Source organism: Streptomyces sp. NBC_01474, assembly GCF_035918215.1.
GTDB lineage: Bacteria > Actinomycetota > Actinomycetes > Streptomycetales > Streptomycetaceae > Streptomyces > Streptomyces aureus.
The window spans coordinates 5,278,550-5,294,304 of record NZ_CP109449.1; the positions used below are offsets into that span (position 1 = coordinate 5,278,550).

A 15,755-nucleotide genomic window follows, 5' to 3' on the forward strand; every position below is an offset into this window, starting at 1 on the left:
ACACCGATGAGCTCAGCATCGACGGACACCCTGGCCGAACGGTTCGAGGAGTCACGGGGGCACCTGCGTGCCGTCGCCTACCGGATGCTCGGTTCGCTCAGCGAGGCGGAGGACGCCGTACAGGAGACGTGGCTGCGGCTCCAGCGGTCCGACGTCTCGGCCGTCGAGAACCTGGGCGGCTGGCTCACCACCGTCACCGGCCGGATCTGCCTGGACCTGCTGCGCTCGCGCAAGGCGAGGGGCGAGGAGCCCCTGGAGACGCACGTACCCGACCCCTTGGTCACGAGCCTGGACACCCCGGATCCCGAACAACAGGCGCTCCAGGCCGATTCGGTGGGCCTGGCGCTGCTCGTGGTCCTGGACTCGCTGGCGCCGGTGGAGCGGCTGGCGTTCGTGCTGCACGACCTGTTCGCTGTGCCGTTCGACGACATCGCGCCGATCGTGGAGCGCACGCCGGCGGCGACCCGGCAGCTGGCGAGCCGCGCGCGCCGCCGCGTCCAGGGAGCGCCGCCGCCGGAGACGGATCCCGCACGGCAGCGCGAGATCGTGGAGGCGTCCCTCTCGGCGGCCCGCGAAGGCGACTTCGAACGCCTGGTCGCGGTCCTGGACCCGGACGTACTGCTACGGGCGGACGCCGGCGCGACGGGCCTCTCGCGCCTGGTTCGAGGCGCTCACACGGTGGCGTCCGGGGCAATCACGTTCCAGCGCATGGCACCGCACGTACGCGTCGTGCTGGTGAACGGCGCGATCGGCCTGCTCGCCCTGCCGGAGGGCCGCCCGGCATCGCTGATGTCGTTCACGATCGCAGGCGCCAAAATCACAGAACTGAACATCCTCTCGGACGAGGACCGCCTCAAAACCCTGACCCGGGCGGCCCTCTAGATCAGCCCATGCTCCTTCAAGTACTCGAGCTGAGCCAGGACGGACAACTCGGCGGCCGGCCACAGAGACCGGTCCACAGCCGCGTACACATGGGCGACGATCTCTGACGCCGTGACATAACCGCTCTCGACGGCGGTCTCGACCTGGGCGAGCCGGTTGGCGCGGTGGGCGAGATAGAACTCGACGGCGCCCTGGGCGTCTTCGAGTACGGGCCCGTGCCCTGGCAGCACCGTGTCGACCCCGTCGTCGACGGTGAGGGACCGCAGCCGCCGCAGCGAGTCGAGATAGTCACCGAGCCGCCCGTCGGGATGGGCGACGACGGTGGTCCCGCGCCCGAGCACGGTGTCGCCGGTCAGCACGGCCCGATCGGCAGGCAGATGGAAACAGAGCGAATCAGCGGTATGCCCAGGAGCTGCGACGACACGCAGTTCAAGCCCGCCGACAGTCACCACATCCCCACCCGCCAACCCTTCGTCCCCAAGCCGCAGATCAGGATCGAGAGCCCGCACGTCGGTCCGGGTCAGCTCGGCGAACCGGCCGGCACCCTCCGCGTGATCGGGATGCCCATGAGTGAGAAGCGTCAGGGCGACGCGCTTGCCGGCAGCCTCGGCGACCGCGACCACATGCTCCAGATGCACGTCGTCGAGCGGCCCGGGATCGATCACCACGGCAAGCTCGGAATCAGGCTCGGAAACAATCCACGTATTGGTCCCGTCCAGGGTCATCGCGGAGGCGTTCGGAGCCAGCACGTTGACCGCGCGCGCGGTGGCGGGCCCCGACAGCACCCCGCCGCGGGGCTGTCCGGGAAGGGCTGCGGCTTCGGTCATGCGGAGGCTCCCCCGGACGTGGTCGGAATGTGCTTGGTGAACTCATCATGACCGGGCCAGGACAGAACAATCTCCCCACCCTCCAGCCGGGCCTGGGCGAGCACAGGGGAGAGATCCTGCGCCGTGGCCCCCGCAAGGGCACCCTCGGCGCTGTCGAAACCGGCCAGCGCCCGCAGCGTCGCGATCGTGGGCGGCATCATCATGAGCTCGCCCTTGTCGTACCCCTCGGCAGCCTGATCGGGCCGGATCCACACGGTCCGATCAGCTTCGGTGGAGGCGTTACGGGTGCGCTGCCCCTCGGGCAGGGCGGCGACGAAGAACCAGGTGTCGTACCGCCGGGGCTCGAACTCGGGCGTGATCCACCGCGCCCAGGCACCCAGCAGATCGGACCGCAGAACCAGCCCGCGCCGCCCGAGGAACTCGCCGAACGACAACTCCCGCCGGACGAGCGCCTCCCGGTCGGCCTCCCAGGACTCCCCGGTCGTGTCCCCCACCACGGACGCCGCGTCGGGCCCGGCGAGCAGCACGCCCGCCTCCTCGTACGTCTCCCGCACGGCGGCACACACGATCGCCTGCGCCGACTTCTCGTCCACGCCGAGCCGCGCCGCCCACGCCGCACGCGAGGGCCCGCCCCACCGCACGACCGACTCGTCGTCACGGGGATCCACGCCCCCGCCCGGATACGCGTACGCGCCCCCGGCGAAAGCCATGGAGGCGCGTCGACGCAGCATGTGCACTTCGGGACCGGCGACCGCGTCCCGCAGAAGCATGACGGTCGCGGCCCGCCGTGGCACGGCGGCCGCCAGCTCACCCGCCGCGAGCGCACGAATCCGCTCGGGCCACTCCGGGGGATACCACTGCCCATTCGCCATGGCCGGAGGCTATCCGCTACCAAGCGGATGTTCGAGAGCCACAGACGATCAAGTACGACACAGCCCCGAACAACCCCCCGCCCCGCGGCCATACCCGAGAGAGCCGGACCAAAAAATCACCCACCGCCCCGCAGCCGCACACGAGACAACCGAACCGACAAATCACCCACCGGCCGACAGCCGCACACGAGAGAACCGGACGGCCGAATGACCCACCGGTCGGCAGCCGCGTACGAGACATGAGGGGCCGTGTCGGGATGTGCGCGCGGAGCCACCAGCACCACATGCGGGCAATTGGGCCGGCGACGAGGCCCCATAGAACAGCGAGCACGTACATCCCGGCGCGGCCCCGCCCTCACTGGACGGAGCGCACCGGTCCCGAGCCGACCCGAACCCTCAGCCGAACCAGAAGCCTCGGCCGACCCGAACTCTCAGCAGAAGCGAACCATCAGGCCGAAACGAGCTCGACCTGAACCTCGACCTCAACAGGCGCGTCCAGCGGCAGAACGGCCACACCCACGGCGGACCGGGCGTGCACACCCTTCTCGCCGAGAACCTCGGCGAAGAGCTCACTGGCCCCGTTCACCACACCCGGCTGCCCGGTGAAGTCGGCCGCGGAGGCGACAAACCCGACGACCTTCACAACACGGGCGACCCGATCGAGATCGCCGGCAACGGACTTCACCGCGGCGAGCGCGTTCAGCGCACACGTACGGGCCAGCTCCTTGGCCTGCTCGGCGGTGACCTCGGCCCCCACCTTCCCGGTGAGCGGAAGCTTCCCGTCCACCATCGGCAGCTGACCGGCCGTGTACACGTACACACCGGACTGCACGGCCGGCTGGTAAGAGGCGAGCGGCGGCACGACCTCGGGCAGGGTCAGCCCGAGTTCGGCGAGGCGCGCGTCGACGACCCCGCTCATGCCTTCTCCCGCTTCAGGTAGGCCACGAGCTGCTCGGGGTTGTTCGGCCCGGGCACGACCTGGACGAGCTCCCAGCCGTCCTCGCCCCAGGTGTCCAGAATCTGCTTGGTCGCGTGCACGAGAAGGGGCACGGTCGCGTATTCCCACTTGGTCATACGGCCGACTGTAGCCGCTGGACCGACGATGACCGACAGCCTCCTGCGTAGCCCGCGCGCGGACTGGTTAGGCTCGAAGACGTGAGCAGGCTCCAGGTCGTCAGCGGCAAGGGCGGTACCGGAAAGACCACGGTCGCCGCCGCACTGGCGCTCGCCCTCGCGACCGAGGGCAAGCGCACTCTCCTGGTGGAGGTGGAAGGACGCCAGGGCATCGCACAGCTCTTCGAGACGGAAGCGCTGCCGTACGAGGAACGGAAGATCGCGGTAGCCCCGGGGGGCGGCGAGGTGTTCGCACTCGCCATCGACCCAGAGCTGGCGCTGCTGGACTACCTCCAGATGTTCTACAAGCTGGGCGGCGCGGGCAGGGCGCTCAAAAAGCTGGGCGCGATCGACTTCGCGACAACGGTGGCGCCGGGCCTGAGGGACGTACTCCTGACGGGCAAGGCCTGTGAGGCGGTGCGCCGCAAGACGAAACAGAACAAATACACCTACGACTACGTGGTGATGGACGCCCCGCCGACGGGCCGCATCACGCGGTTCCTGAACGTGAACGACGAGGTCGCGGGCCTGGCCAAGATCGGCCCGATACACAACCAAGCGCAGGCGGTCATGCGGGTCCTCAAGTCGCCCGAGACAGCAGTGCACTTGGTGACGCTGCTGGAGGAGATGCCGGTCCAGGAGACGTCGGACGGCATCGCGGAGCTACAGGCCGCGAACCTCCCCGTGGGCCGGCTCATCGTGAACATGGTGCGCCCGGCAGTCCTCGACGAGGCGGAACTGGCGCTGGCGCGGGGCGGCGTGCCCCGGACGGCCATCGCCAAGTCCCTGTCCGCGGCGGGCCTGGGCGGCGCCCGCAGAGGCGGCGGCGCCGAACGCCTAGTGACCCCGCTCCTCGACCAGGCGGCGGAGTACGCGGAACGGCACGAGCTGGAGCACAGCCAGCGCGCGGTGCTGGCCGATTCGGGCCTACCTCTGCACGAACTGCCCCTGCTGACCGAGGGGATGGACCTGGCGGGCCTGTACCGGCTGGCCACGGAACTGCGGAAGCAAGGGATCTAGAGACACATGGCGTCGTCCCTGAGCCTGAACGCGACAGACACCCACGTACTCGACGTAGACCCACTCATCGACGACCCCAGGACGCGCATCGTGGTGTGCTGCGGCTCCGGCGGCGTCGGCAAGACGACGACGGCGGCGGCGCTCGGCCTGCGCGCCGCGGAGCGCGGCCGCAAGGTGGTCGTGCTGACGATCGACCCGGCCCGCAGGCTGGCCCAGTCGATGGGCATCGACTCGCTGGACAACACACCGCGCCGCGTCAAGGGCATCGACGACACGGCGGGCGGCGAACTGCACGCGATGATGCTCGACATGAAGCGGACGTTCGACGAGATCGTCGAGGCGCACGCGGACGGCCAGCGGGCCGAGGCGATTCTGGGCAACCCCTTCTACCAGTCGCTCTCGGCGGGCTTCGCGGGCACGCAGGAGTACATGGCGATGGAGAAGCTGGGCCAGCTGCGGGCCCAGGACGAGTGGGACCTGATCGTCGTCGACACGCCTCCGTCCCGCTCGGCGCTCGACTTCCTGGACGCGCCGAAACGTCTCGGCTCGTTCCTGGACGGCAAGCTGATCCGGGTCCTGATGGCGCCGGCGAAGGTCGGCGGCAGGGCCGGCATGAAGTTCCTGAACGTCGGGATGTCGATGATGACGGGCGCGCTCGGGAAGCTGCTGGGTGGCCAACTCCTGCGCGACGTACAGACATTCGTGGCGGCGATGGACACGATGTTCGGCGGCTTCCGCACGCGCGCCGACGCGACGTTCAAGCTGCTCCAGGCCCCCGGTACGGCGTTCCTGGTGGTGGCGGCGCCGGAGCGGGACGCGCTGCGCGAGGCGGCGTACTTCGTGGAGCGCCTCGCCGCGGAGGACATGCCGCTGGCCGGGCTCGTACTGAACCGGGTGCACGGCAGCGGTGCCGCGCAGCTGTCGGCCGAGCGTGCGCTCGCCGCCGCAGAAAATCTTGACGAGCGCGGCATTGTGGATCAGGGGGGCGGGAATGTAGAGCTGCGTACCGCTCCCGAAGCAGGCTCCCCCGCCCCAGCAAGGGACACGCCCGACGAGTACGCCCAGACGCCGGACAAAACCCCACACAGCGCACCCGCAACGACCACCGCGCCCAACTCGCCGGACACAAGCACGCCCGCCGGCGCGACCACAGACGACGCACCCGCAGACCACGCAACCACGGATCGCACGGCCACAGACCAACTCACGGCAGGGCTACTGCGATTGCACGCGGAACGCATGCAGCTGCTGGCACGCGAACAACGCACACGCGACCGCTTCGCGGCGCTCCACCCGGAGGTGGCGGTCACCGAAGTCGGCGCCCTGCCCGGCGATGTGCACGACCTGGCAGGCCTCAGGAGCATCGGGGACCGGCTCGCGGCCGGTGCGGACCCGGCCGGAGCTGCGTGAGCTGTACGGACGTCTCCCGAGGTGCGGGCCGCCACACGGCTCGCACCTCTCGGGCGCCCTTGAGGGAGCTCGGCCCCCTCACCCCACGGCGGCGTACCTCTCGTACGTCTCGTCGTCATCGATGTCCACGGGCAGCAGGCCCGCACCGCGCTCGTACTCCGTACGAGCCGTCTCGAGCAGCCGGCGCCACGAGGTGACGGTGGGACGCCTGCGCAGAAGTGCGCGGCGTTCCCGCTCAGTCATGCCACCCCACACGCCGAACTCGACGCGGTTGTCCAGCGCGTCGGCCAGGCACTCGGTCCGCACCGGGCATCCGGTGCACACCGCCTTCGCCCGGTTCTGCGCTGCTCCTTGAACGAACAGTTCATCTGGATCGGTAGTGCGGCAGGCCGCCTGCGCACTCCAGTCGGTTACCCAGCCCATACCGGCGCCGTCCTCTCCCGAATCGAGGCTCCCCCACGGCGGCAGCGGCATATTCACCGCCGCCAGTTGAGGACGTTACGGAAGGTGGGCACAGCGCAACACCCCCTTCGGGCCCAATCTTGAATGGCCCGAACGGACTATGCGTAAGCGGCAGATCACCCGACGGAGTGAGCCGAGGGCATGCGTGACAAAACCGGCAAACCGGGGTGTTTCAGTTGAGTCACAGCGGACACCTGGTGACACTCAAGGCGGTTTCGGACACGCCCACACCGACCGCGGAAAGACCGTGGTGGAGTGGTGAGATGACTACCGGAACGATTCGGGTTCGCCGGACGTCTTGATACGTGACCGCACTGCTGTGACAGTTGAGTGCAGCTTAGGCCAAGGCATATACGCCTGTCCGGAGAATCAGAACGTAGGCTGCCCTCATGGGAAAGAAGCGCTCGGGCGGTGGACTGTCACCGACTCAGCAGGCCGCCAAGTTCCTTGGTGTCAGTGTCCTAGCGGGAGCCGTCCTCGCCGGAATCGCGCTGCCCGCAGCAGGCGCGCTCGGCCTCGCGGCGAAAGGCTCGGTCGAGGGTTTCGACGAGATCCCGGCCAACCTCAAGCAGCCGCCGCTCAGTCAGCGCACCACAATTCTGGACAACAAGGGCGGCGCGATCGCGACGGTCTACTCGCGCGACCGCACAGTGGTGCCCCTCAAGGACATCTCGCCGTACATGCAGAAGGCGCTCGTCGCGATCGAGGACTCACGGTTCTACGAGCACGGCGCCGTCGACATGAAGGGCATCCTGCGCGCGATCAACGAGAACGCGCAGAGCGGCGGTGTCGCGCAGGGCGCGTCCACGCTCACCCAGCAGTACGTGAAGAACGTCTTCATGGAGGAGGCCGGCGACGACCCGACGAAGCTCGCCCAGGCCACCCAGCAGACGATCGGCCGCAAGATCCGCGAACTGAAGTACGCGATCCAGCTCGAGGACAAGCTCGGCAAGAAGCGCATCCTCGCCAACTACCTGAACATCACGTACTTCGGTGAGCAGGCGTACGGCGTCGAGGCGGCCTCGCAGCGGTACTTCTCCAAGTCGGCGAAGGATCTGACGATGGAGGAGTCGGCGATGCTGGCCGGCATCGTCCAGTCCCCGAGCCGCTACGACCCCGTCAACGACGAGGCGGAGGCCGTCAAGCGACGGAACGTCGTGCTCCAGCGGATGGCCGAGACGCACGACATCTCCCAGGACGAGGCGGACCGCGCCAAGGAGAAGCCGCTCGGCCTGAAGATCAGCAGGCCGCAGAACGGCTGCATCACGGCGGTCAAGGGAGCGGGCTTCTTCTGCGACTACGTGCGCGAGGTGTTCCTCACTGACCCCGTCTTCGGCAAGACGAAGGAAGCGCGGGCGAAGCTCTGGAACCGCGGCGGTCTGAGGGTGCAGACCACCCTCGACCCGCAGACGCAGGAATCGGTGCAGGCGTCGATCAAGGATCACGTCTACCAGACGGACAAGGTCGCGACGGCGGCCACGTTCGTCGAGCCGGGCACCGGCAAGATCCTCGGCATGGGCCAGTCGAAGCCGTACGGCTTCGGCAAGAACGAGACGCAGATCAACTATTCGGTCGACCGCAAGATGAGCGGCTCGAACTTCGGCTTCCCGACGGGTTCGACGTTCAAGCCGTTCCTCGCCGCCGCCGCCCTGGAGCAGGGCACGCCGGTGACGCAGTCGTATCCGGCGCCGTACCGGATGCCGTATCCGAAGTCGGTCCAGACGTGCAGCGGCAAGCCGTGGGTGAACAACGGCGGCTTCACCGTGGAGAACGAGAACAGGTCCGAGTTCGGTCCGTACGCGCTGGAGGAGGCGATGGCCAAGTCCATCAACACCTACTTCGTGCAGATGATCGGCGACACCGGCATGTGCCCCGTGATGGACATGGCCGACAAGCTGGGCGTCGTCCAGGGCAACGGCGACAAGCTCCCCGAGGTCCCGGCCATCGTTCTCGGCTCCAAGGGCATCTCCCCGCTGACGATGGCCAGCGCGTACGCCGCCTTCGCCAACCGCGGCACGTACTGCACGCCGGTCGCCATCGAGTCGATCACGGCCCCCGGTGACAAGTCGCTGCCGGTGCCGAAGTCGTCGTGCTCGCGCGCGATGACCACGAAGACCGCCGACAGCATCAACACCCTGCTGAGCGGCGTGATCGACTCCGGTACGGGCAGGGAGGCCGGTCTGACCGACCGGGACAACGCGGGCAAGACCGGTACGACCGACAGCCGTAAGAACGCCTGGTTCGTGGGGTACACGCCGAACCTGTCCGGCGCGGTCTGGGTCGGCAGCGCCCTGCAGAACGTCGAGATGGAGAACATCACCATCGGCGGCCAGTACCAGCCGAAGGTCTTCGGCGGCCAGGTCCCCGGACCGATCTGGAGGGACGCCATGGTCGGCGCCCTCTCCGGCAAGCCGTCCCCCGGCTTCAACCTGATCGACATCCCCGACCCCGAGAAGGACAAGAGGGACAGGGGCGGGGACGGGGACCCGAACCAGGACCCGGGCCCGGACCGGGGCGACGGAAGCCCGGGCAACAGCGGCAAGAGCCCCTGGCCGGGCATCTCCCTCCCGCCGGGCGTCATCGGCGGGGGCAACGGGCACGGGGGCGGACGCCGCTGAGTCGAACACGGCTGAGGCGGATGCGCCTTGGACGGTGACGGTACGCGGATGGGGCGCCCCCTTTATCGGGGGCGCCCCATCGGCGTATGTGTGGTGAGGGCGGGGACGGGGCGAGACGCGTGGCTCAGCCCCGGCTCTCCCTCCCGCCCCGCTGGGCCGGCCCGCTCAGCCGGCGAGCAGCTGCTTCACGACGGCGGCCACGCGGCCGCCCTCCGCCAGGCCCGCGACCTTCGGGTTCACGATCTTCATGACCTGGCCCATGGCGCGCGGCCCCTCGGCGCCTGCCGACTTCGCCTCCTCGACCGCCTGGGCGACGATCTGGTGCAGCTCGTCGTCGGAGAGCTGCTTGGGCAGGTACTCGGCGAGCACCACACCCTCCGCCTTCTCCCGCTCGGCCTGCTCGGTGCGGCCGCCCTGCGCGAACGCCTCGGCGGCTTCGCGGCGCTTCTTCGCCTCGCGGGTGATCACCTTCTGCACCTCGTCGTCGGAGAGCTCGCGCGCCGTCTTGCCCGCGACCTCCTCCTTCGTGATGGCGGAGAGGGTGAGCCGGAGCGTCGAGGAGCGCAGCTCGTCACGCCCCCGGATCGCGGCGGTGAGGTCTTCCTGCAGCTTCGACTTGAGCGTGGTCATGCAGCGATTGTCGCAGGTACGCGATGCCCTACGCCCCTTGATTTCCGGGACCTGCCGGGTCTGACACGATGGGTGTATGCGCGCGCGATACGGGATTCCCCTGAAAGTGACAGCAGGCATCACGGCGGCGGGCGCCGCCGGGCTGATCTACGCGGCGGGGATCGAACCCCGTTCGTTCCGCCTCCGACGGGTCACGGTCCCGGTGCTTCCCGCGGGGATGCGCCCGCTGCGCGTCCTCCAGGTGTCCGACATCCACATGGTCGGCGGCCAGCGCAAGAAGCAGCGCTGGCTGCGCTCCCTGGCCGGCCTGCGCCCCGACTTCGTGATCAACACGGGCGACAACCTGTCCGACCCTGAGGGCGTGCCGGAGGTCCTGGACGCGCTGGGCCCGCTGATGGAGTTCCCGGGGGCGTACGTCTTCGGCTCGAACGACTACTACGGCCCCAGGCTCCGCAACCCGGCCCGCTATCTCTTCGAGAAGGCCCGCGGCGCCCACGGCCTCAACGGCAACGCCCCCGCGGTCGGCGTCGTCCACAATCCGTGGGAAGACCTGCGCGACGGCTTCGACGCGGCGGGCTGGCTGAACCTCACCAATACGCGGGGCGCCCTCAAGATCGAGGGCATGGAGATCGGCTTCACGGGCCTGGACGACCCGCACATCAAGCGCGACCGGTACGCGCACGTGGCGGGCGGCCCGGACTCGGGCGCCGACTTCTCGATGGGCATCGTGCACGCGCCGTACCTGCGCTCCCTTGACGCGTTCACCGCGGACGGCTACCCGCTGGTACTGGCGGGGCACACCCACGGCGGCCAGCTCTGCATCCCCTTCTACGGGGCGCTGATCACCAACTGCGACCTGGACACGGACCGCGTGAAGGGCCTGTCGACCCACGAGGCCGAAGGCCACCGCTCCTACCTGCACGTCTCAGCCGGCTGCGGTGCCAACCGGTACACCCCGGTCCGCTTCGCCTGCCCTCCGGAGGCGACCCTCCTGACCTTGACCCCCAGGCCCTGAGAAAACCGGATTTCGTCTACGGCCGCCGGTCCGCTAAAGTAATCGATGTCGCCACGACCTGCAGAACCGCAGGACAGTGGAGCAACGACATCGGGGTGTAGCGCAGCTTGGCAGCGCGCTTCGTTCGGGACGAAGAGGTCGTGGGTTCAAATCCCGCCACCCCGACAGCTGAAACACCAGGTCAGACCCCCTGCACTCGCTTGAGTGCAGGGGGTCTTTCTGCTTGTGCGGTTAGTCCGGGGAGAAATCGGGAGAAGATCTTGGGCGCGGGTGAAATCTCCTAGGCGGGCGTCGTGCTCTTCGAGGCGAGCCGTCGGCGGCACAGGACTCGGTCAGGTTGCGCAAACGAACGGCCAGTCTCGTACAACCCTTCAACCCCTTGAGTCGTCTACGGCACCGTCCGGCACAGCTCCAAGGAGAAGGTCGTCATGCCCCTGCCATTCCGCACGGCTGTCGCCGCCGCGACCGTAACCGCGCTGACCGGTGTCCTGTTCACCGCTGTCACCGCGACACCGGCGTCCGCCGCCCCTGCCAAATACGCCGACGACTTCAATGGCGACGGACACCGGGACATCGCGATCGGCGCGCCGTACAAGTCCGTCAACGGTGCGTCGGCTGCGGGCGGTGTGGTCGTGGCTTTCGGGTCAGCCACCGGCCTGACCACCAAGAAGGTCGAACTCACCCAGAGTTCCGCGGGGGTGCCGGGCACACCGGAGGACGGTGACCACTTCGGTATCTCGATCGCCGGCGGAGACCTCGACTCGGACGGATACGCGGACCTGGTCGTGGGCGCCGACGGTGAGGATGTAGGCAGCTACGAAGGCCAAGGCAGCGTGACCATCCTCTGGGGCGGCGCCAAGCCGTTCACCAGCAGCACCACGACCACGGTGGACAACCCACACCAGTGGCAGAGCCATGGCTTGGACGTGGCGGTGGGGGACTTCACCGGTGACAGCGGCGCGGACCTCGCCGTGATCGAGCCGGACGCGGTCGTCATTTACAAGGGCGGCAACTCCCGGGAGAACCGGACAACCCCCGCCTACACCATGACGGTCCCGGGTGCCCAGCTCCTCAATTGGGAGGCCGCCGTGGGCGACGTCAACGGAGACGGCAAGGATGACCTGGCCGTGACCGGCGACCCCGGCACCGGACGCCCGGGCACCGACATCTACACGGGCCAGGAAGGCCGTCCGAACCGGATACAGCGCGTGGACGACGGAAGCACCGCGGTCGCCCTCGGCGACATCAACGGCGACGGCTTCGACGACATGGCTACCTCCCTCACCTGGCCCGGCTCCTACTCCGTCGATGACCCGAGCAACGGCTCCGGCTACGTGACCGTCCGGTACGGCAGCCGCACGGGCTTCGGCGACCCGACGACCCTGCATCAGAACAGCACCGGTGTGCCCGGCGCCAACGAGGACGGCGACAACTGGGGATCCTCGGTGGCGATCGGTGACATCACCGGCGACGGCAAGGCCGAACTGGTGGTCGGCGGCAACGGCGAATGGCTCGGCAACCTCAAGAACGCCGGCGACGTGACAGTGTTCCGCGGCTCCGCCTCCGGTGTCTCGCAGTCCGGAGTCGTGCGCATTTCCCAGGACACCACCGGTGTTCCGGGCGTCGCCGAGACCGACGACCTCTTCGGCGCCCAGGTCCGGATCGCCGATTACAACAACAACGGCAAGGCCGACCTGGCGGTGACCGCCTCCTTCGAGAACAACCGCAGCGGAGGCCTGTGGACCCTGCCGGGCACTTCATCCGGCCTCACCGGTTCCGGTTCCAAGTCCCTCAGCTCCACCGACTTCGGCCTCGCGAGCGGATCACGGCTCGGGGAGAGCCTGCTCGACTGAGCCGCGCGAGCGTCTCTGATCGGGCGCGGACCAGTGGGCTCCACACACTCCACGCAGCGGAGCAGTAGATCTCCTGACGCAGTCGCCTACGCCCTCGCCAGTGTCCACGGGGTGGAGGCGGAACTACTCGACATCGCCGAAGGCCGTACGACCAGCTGCCTCGCGTACTTCCCGAAGGTCACCGCTCGGTCATGGCGCCGCGGCCCGGAGATGAAGGAGGCACTCAATTGGTGAGTCTGCTGCAGCAGATGAGGGTGCGGGGTGGGAGTAACGCAGCGTGCGGCCCCGGCGCTGACCGGGCCCGCACACCGCGCTCTCACCAGGCAGACAGTCAACGTCCGCCGCCACCGCCACCGCCGAAGCCGCCACCGCCGCCGCCATCGCCGCCACCGCCGAAGCCGCCACCGCCGCCGCCGCCATCGCCGCCACCGCCGAAGCCGCCACCGCCGTCGCCGCCGAAGCCGCCACCACCGTGGTCACCGCCGCCGCCGAAGCCGCCACCGCCGCCGAAGCCGCCACCACCGTGGTCACCGCCGCCGCCGAAGCCTCCGCCACCGTGGTCACCGCCGCCGTAGCCACCGCGACCGTAGTCGTTGTTGTTGTAGAAGCCGCGACCGTAGCCGTTGTTGTTGTAGAAGCCGCGACCGTAGCCGTTGTTGTTGTAGAAGCCGCGACCGTAGTCGTTGTAGTTGTAGTAGCCGCGGCCGTAGCCGTTGTGCCTGTAGCGGTACCAGCAGACCCCGTCGTTCCAGTTCCAGTTCCAGTTCCAGCCGCGGTTGTAGCAATCCCGGTAGCCGGAGTTGTAGTGGTTCGAGTCCGAGGCTGAGGCTGTCCCGGCCGAGCCGATCGCGGCGCCACCGGCCATCAGAATTCCGGTGGCGGTCACCGCGACGATGCGCTTCACGCGAAGTGCTCGCATGAGCTCTTTCTCCCTTCCATCGTCTCGCGCACCCGAACGCGAGATGGATGGCCGCGCACACAAGAAGGACAGGGTGTGCGGTCGAAATGTCACCGCTCTGGAAATTGAGAAACGCGCCGTGGCCATCACCGGCCGTGTGTGCCAAGTACGGCTCCACGCGCGAACCCCCGCAGCAGCAGTCGCGCTGCCCACCGCGAGAACACTTCGCCAATGTGGCGCGTCCCGGGTTGCGGTCTCAGTAGTAAACGCTACTCCCTATCCGCTCCACGTCATCTTGGGGCGGGCACTCAACGCGGCAGACTATGGCAGATCCACCAACCTTCGCCATGGGGGCCAAATGGAGGGCCGGGCGCCAATCGAATTTCGCGGAGTGAACACGCGGAGCACAGCGCGCCGAACCAAGGTCGCGTAAGGGGCTCACCACATTCGGGACGAAGAGGTCGTGGGTTCGAAATCCCGCCACCCCGACAGCTCAAATACCAGGTCAGAGGCGCGCCCAACCCCTAGGCGATCAGTTGGCCGCCTGTTTTACTTCGCGCATGAATACAGCGGTCTGCGTCTTCGTCGGCATGGTGATCGGGGCGCTGCTCGTGGCACGGCGAGCGCGGCGGACCGCTGCCCGGGCCGAGGCAGGGGAAGCGGTCCTGTTCCGGGTCGGGGCCAATCTGCCGGACGAAGGACGCCGGTACAGCCTCGGCCGAGTACTGGCCGGAGGCGAGTTCCGATGGATACCTCGCTGGCCGTGGACGCGGCTGCGCCGACTCCCGGCAGATCTGCGCTATGTCCGCGCACGCGAGGCGACCTCCCGCGAAATGCTGTGGCTCCCGATCGGCGTGCTGGTGATCGAGTGCGCATCGGCTGCGGGACCCGTACGGCTTTGGGCCCGCAGGGAGCATGCGCTGCTCATTGTGGAGATGATCCGGCGTACAGGTACCCCGAACTTGTCGATGCCTTAGCGGGGTGGGGCTGGTCTGCCCGCGGGGGCGCGGAAGGGCCGCGGCCCTCACGTGGTCGACAGGCCGAAGGACACAAGGGGAAACACGGCAACCGGGGAGACTGGCAGATGGCAGGTATCGCGTGCATGGCATGCAGGTTCGTCCACGGAGACGAACCGCTTCCGGGCGGGACGCTTCTCAGGACAGCGAACTGGGTCGTGCAGCATTCGAAGGGCCCTCTGGGCCTGGGCACGCTGGCGGTCATGCCGATCAGGCACGTCCTGCATGTGTCCGACCTGACCGGCAGTGAATCCGCGGAGCTGGGCCCCCTGCTCCAGCGAACGAGCGCAGCGGTGACCGCCGCCATGAACCCTGAACAGGTCTATGTCTGCCTGTGGTCACACGCCGACGCTGTTCCCGGCCACCTTCACTTCGTGGTGCAGCCCGCGTGCCGATCCGACATGACCAGGCACAACGCCTATGGACCGGTGCTGCAGTTGGCCATGTTCGAGGCCGACCGGATGCCGGGCGAGGCAGCCGTCGAAGAGGTGTGCACTCGTCTACGGGCCGAGCTCGGCGCCTCCGGGTGACGTTCGTGGTTCCGGTCCCTCCGTTGCGCGGCTGCGCCGGTCACTGCCCGGCGGGTCGTCCGGGGGCGAGCAGTTCCAGCGCCTCCTCCCAGCGGAAGAGGGCGGCCTCTCCGTCGGCTTTCGGCCGGTGAGGTTCGTGCGTACCGATCAGGATGCCCATGTCGCGCAAACGGTCCAGGCTCTGGCGGTACGCGGGGTGGGCGGCCTGGGCGGCGTTGAGGTACGGCAGGACGGCGGTGGGGATGCCGAAGCCGTATGCCTCGCACAGGATGCCCAGCGCCAAGGGTGTCGGAGATGCCGGCCGCCCACTTGTTGATCGTGTTGAAGGTGGCCGGTGCGACCGCGATCGCGTCGGCGGGCGGCAGCGGGCGCGGGTCACCGGGTGCGCGCCAGGCCGAACGTATGGGGTAGCCGGTCCGGGCCTCCACCGCCTCGGCGTCCATGAAGCCGAGGCCCTGCGGAGTGGCGACTACGCCCACGTCCCAGTCCGCCTCCTGGGCCGCCGTGATCAGCTTGCCGACCTCGCCCGCTATGCCGGACCCGCAGACAACGACGTACAGGAAAGGGTTCCTGGGCTGCTGGGCCGACGGGTTTGCAGGGTCACTCACT

Annotated in this window: 16 protein-coding genes, 1 tRNA gene and 1 pseudogene; 10 read left to right on the forward strand and 8 right to left on the reverse strand. The window is 68.7% G+C overall.

Going from position 1 to position 15,755, the window contains the following annotated elements; all coding sequences use genetic code 11:
• Nucleotides 1–6 precede the first annotated feature (6 nt).
• Nucleotides 7–882, forward strand: a complete 876-nt coding sequence (locus OG758_RS24195) for a sigma-70 family RNA polymerase sigma factor (RefSeq protein WP_326711891.1) — start codon at nt 7–9, stop codon at nt 880–882.
• Here the strand turns inward: OG758_RS24195 and OG758_RS24200 are convergent.
• From OG758_RS24200 to OG758_RS24215, 4 genes are all read right to left on the reverse strand, one after another.
• The gene (locus OG758_RS24200; RefSeq protein WP_326711892.1) at nt 879–1,709 is read right to left on the reverse strand and encodes an MBL fold metallo-hydrolase; all 831 of its coding nucleotides are present in this window, start codon (nt 1,707–1,709) and stop codon (nt 879–881) included. The two genes, OG758_RS24195 and OG758_RS24200, sit on opposite strands and share 4 nt — an antisense overlap.
• Nucleotides 1,706–2,581 carry an NUDIX hydrolase gene (locus OG758_RS24205; protein WP_326711893.1) on the reverse strand — a complete coding sequence of 292 codons (876 nt, stop codon included), beginning with the start codon at nt 2,579–2,581 and terminating at the stop codon, nt 1,706–1,708. The genes OG758_RS24200 and OG758_RS24205 overlap by 4 nt, the downstream gene beginning before the upstream one ends.
• 448 nt (nt 2,582–3,029) lie before the next feature.
• Complete coding sequence (locus tag OG758_RS24210; RefSeq protein WP_326711894.1) at nt 3,030–3,500, reverse strand: RidA family protein; 471 nt, start codon at nt 3,498–3,500, stop codon at nt 3,030–3,032.
• Entirely contained in the window at nt 3,497–3,655 is a 159-nt protein-coding gene (locus tag OG758_RS24215) for a DUF4177 domain-containing protein (RefSeq protein WP_003967454.1), read from the reverse strand. Before OG758_RS24215 ends, OG758_RS24210 begins: the two co-directional genes overlap by 4 nt.
• A gap of 81 nt (nt 3,656–3,736) precedes the next feature.
• Between OG758_RS24215 and OG758_RS24220 the strand changes: the two genes are divergently transcribed.
• Together OG758_RS24220 and OG758_RS24225 are read left to right on the forward strand one after the other, a co-directional pair.
• Nucleotides 3,737–4,714 carry an ArsA family ATPase gene (locus OG758_RS24220; RefSeq protein ID WP_326711895.1) on the forward strand — a complete coding sequence of 326 codons (978 nt, stop codon included), beginning with the start codon at nt 3,737–3,739 and terminating at the stop codon, nt 4,712–4,714.
• A gap of 6 nt (nt 4,715–4,720) precedes the next feature.
• Entirely contained in the window at nt 4,721–6,124 is a 1,404-nt protein-coding gene (locus OG758_RS24225) for an ArsA family ATPase (protein ID WP_326711896.1), read from the forward strand.
• 78 nt (nt 6,125–6,202) lie between these two features.
• Here OG758_RS24225 and OG758_RS24230 read toward each other — a convergent pair whose 3' ends face one another.
• Nucleotides 6,203–6,547, reverse strand: coding sequence for a WhiB family transcriptional regulator (locus OG758_RS24230; protein WP_206302096.1), 345 nt, complete (start codon nt 6,545–6,547; stop codon nt 6,203–6,205).
• Nucleotides 6,548–6,975: 428 nt separating this feature from the next.
• Between OG758_RS24230 and OG758_RS24235 the strand changes: the two genes are divergently transcribed.
• Nucleotides 6,976–9,204, forward strand: a complete 2,229-nt coding sequence (locus OG758_RS24235; RefSeq protein WP_326711897.1) for a transglycosylase domain-containing protein — start codon at nt 6,976–6,978, stop codon at nt 9,202–9,204.
• 165 nt (nt 9,205–9,369) lie between these two features.
• Here OG758_RS24235 and OG758_RS24240 read toward each other — a convergent pair whose 3' ends face one another.
• On the reverse strand, nt 9,370–9,834 hold the full coding sequence (locus OG758_RS24240) for a GatB/YqeY domain-containing protein (protein WP_326711898.1): 465 nt from the start codon (nt 9,832–9,834) through the stop codon (nt 9,370–9,372).
• 76 nt (nt 9,835–9,910) lie between these two features.
• Here OG758_RS24240 and OG758_RS24245 point away from each other — a divergent pair, with 76 nt between their 5' ends.
• The 4 genes from OG758_RS24245 (at nt 9,911) to OG758_RS24260 (ending at nt 12,936) form a co-directional block, all read left to right on the forward strand.
• Nucleotides 9,911–10,849, forward strand: a complete 939-nt coding sequence (locus tag OG758_RS24245) for a metallophosphoesterase (RefSeq protein WP_326711899.1) — start codon at nt 9,911–9,913, stop codon at nt 10,847–10,849.
• Between the two features lie 91 nt (nt 10,850–10,940).
• A tRNA-Pro gene (locus OG758_RS24250) sits at nt 10,941–11,014 on the forward strand.
• 263 nt (nt 11,015–11,277) lie between these two features.
• On the forward strand, nt 11,278–12,702 hold the full coding sequence (locus OG758_RS24255) for an FG-GAP-like repeat-containing protein (RefSeq protein WP_326711900.1): 1,425 nt from the start codon (nt 11,278–11,280) through the stop codon (nt 12,700–12,702).
• Between the two features lie 111 nt (nt 12,703–12,813).
• Entirely contained in the window at nt 12,814–12,936 is a 123-nt protein-coding gene (locus OG758_RS24260; RefSeq protein WP_326711901.1) for a hypothetical protein, read from the forward strand.
• A gap of 97 nt (nt 12,937–13,033) precedes the next feature.
• Here OG758_RS24260 and OG758_RS24265 read toward each other — a convergent pair whose 3' ends face one another.
• Nucleotides 13,034–13,621: a hypothetical protein gene (locus tag OG758_RS24265; protein WP_326711902.1), complete on the reverse strand. Its 588-nt coding sequence runs from the start codon at nt 13,619–13,621 to the stop codon at nt 13,034–13,036.
• 539 nt (nt 13,622–14,160) lie between these two features.
• Between OG758_RS24265 and OG758_RS24270 the strand changes: the two genes are divergently transcribed.
• Together OG758_RS24270 and OG758_RS24275 are read left to right on the forward strand one after the other, a co-directional pair.
• On the forward strand, nt 14,161–14,577 hold the full coding sequence (locus tag OG758_RS24270) for a hypothetical protein (RefSeq protein ID WP_326711903.1): 417 nt from the start codon (nt 14,161–14,163) through the stop codon (nt 14,575–14,577).
• 242 nt (nt 14,578–14,819) lie between these two features.
• Entirely contained in the window at nt 14,820–15,146 is a 327-nt protein-coding gene (locus OG758_RS24275) for a hypothetical protein (protein WP_326711904.1), read from the forward strand.
• A gap of 40 nt (nt 15,147–15,186) precedes the next feature.
• On the opposite strand, the pseudogene OG758_RS24280 reads toward OG758_RS24275, so the two are convergent.
• Nucleotides 15,187–15,754: pseudogene (locus OG758_RS24280) on the reverse strand (flavoprotein).
• Nucleotide 15,755 lies beyond the last annotated feature (1 nt).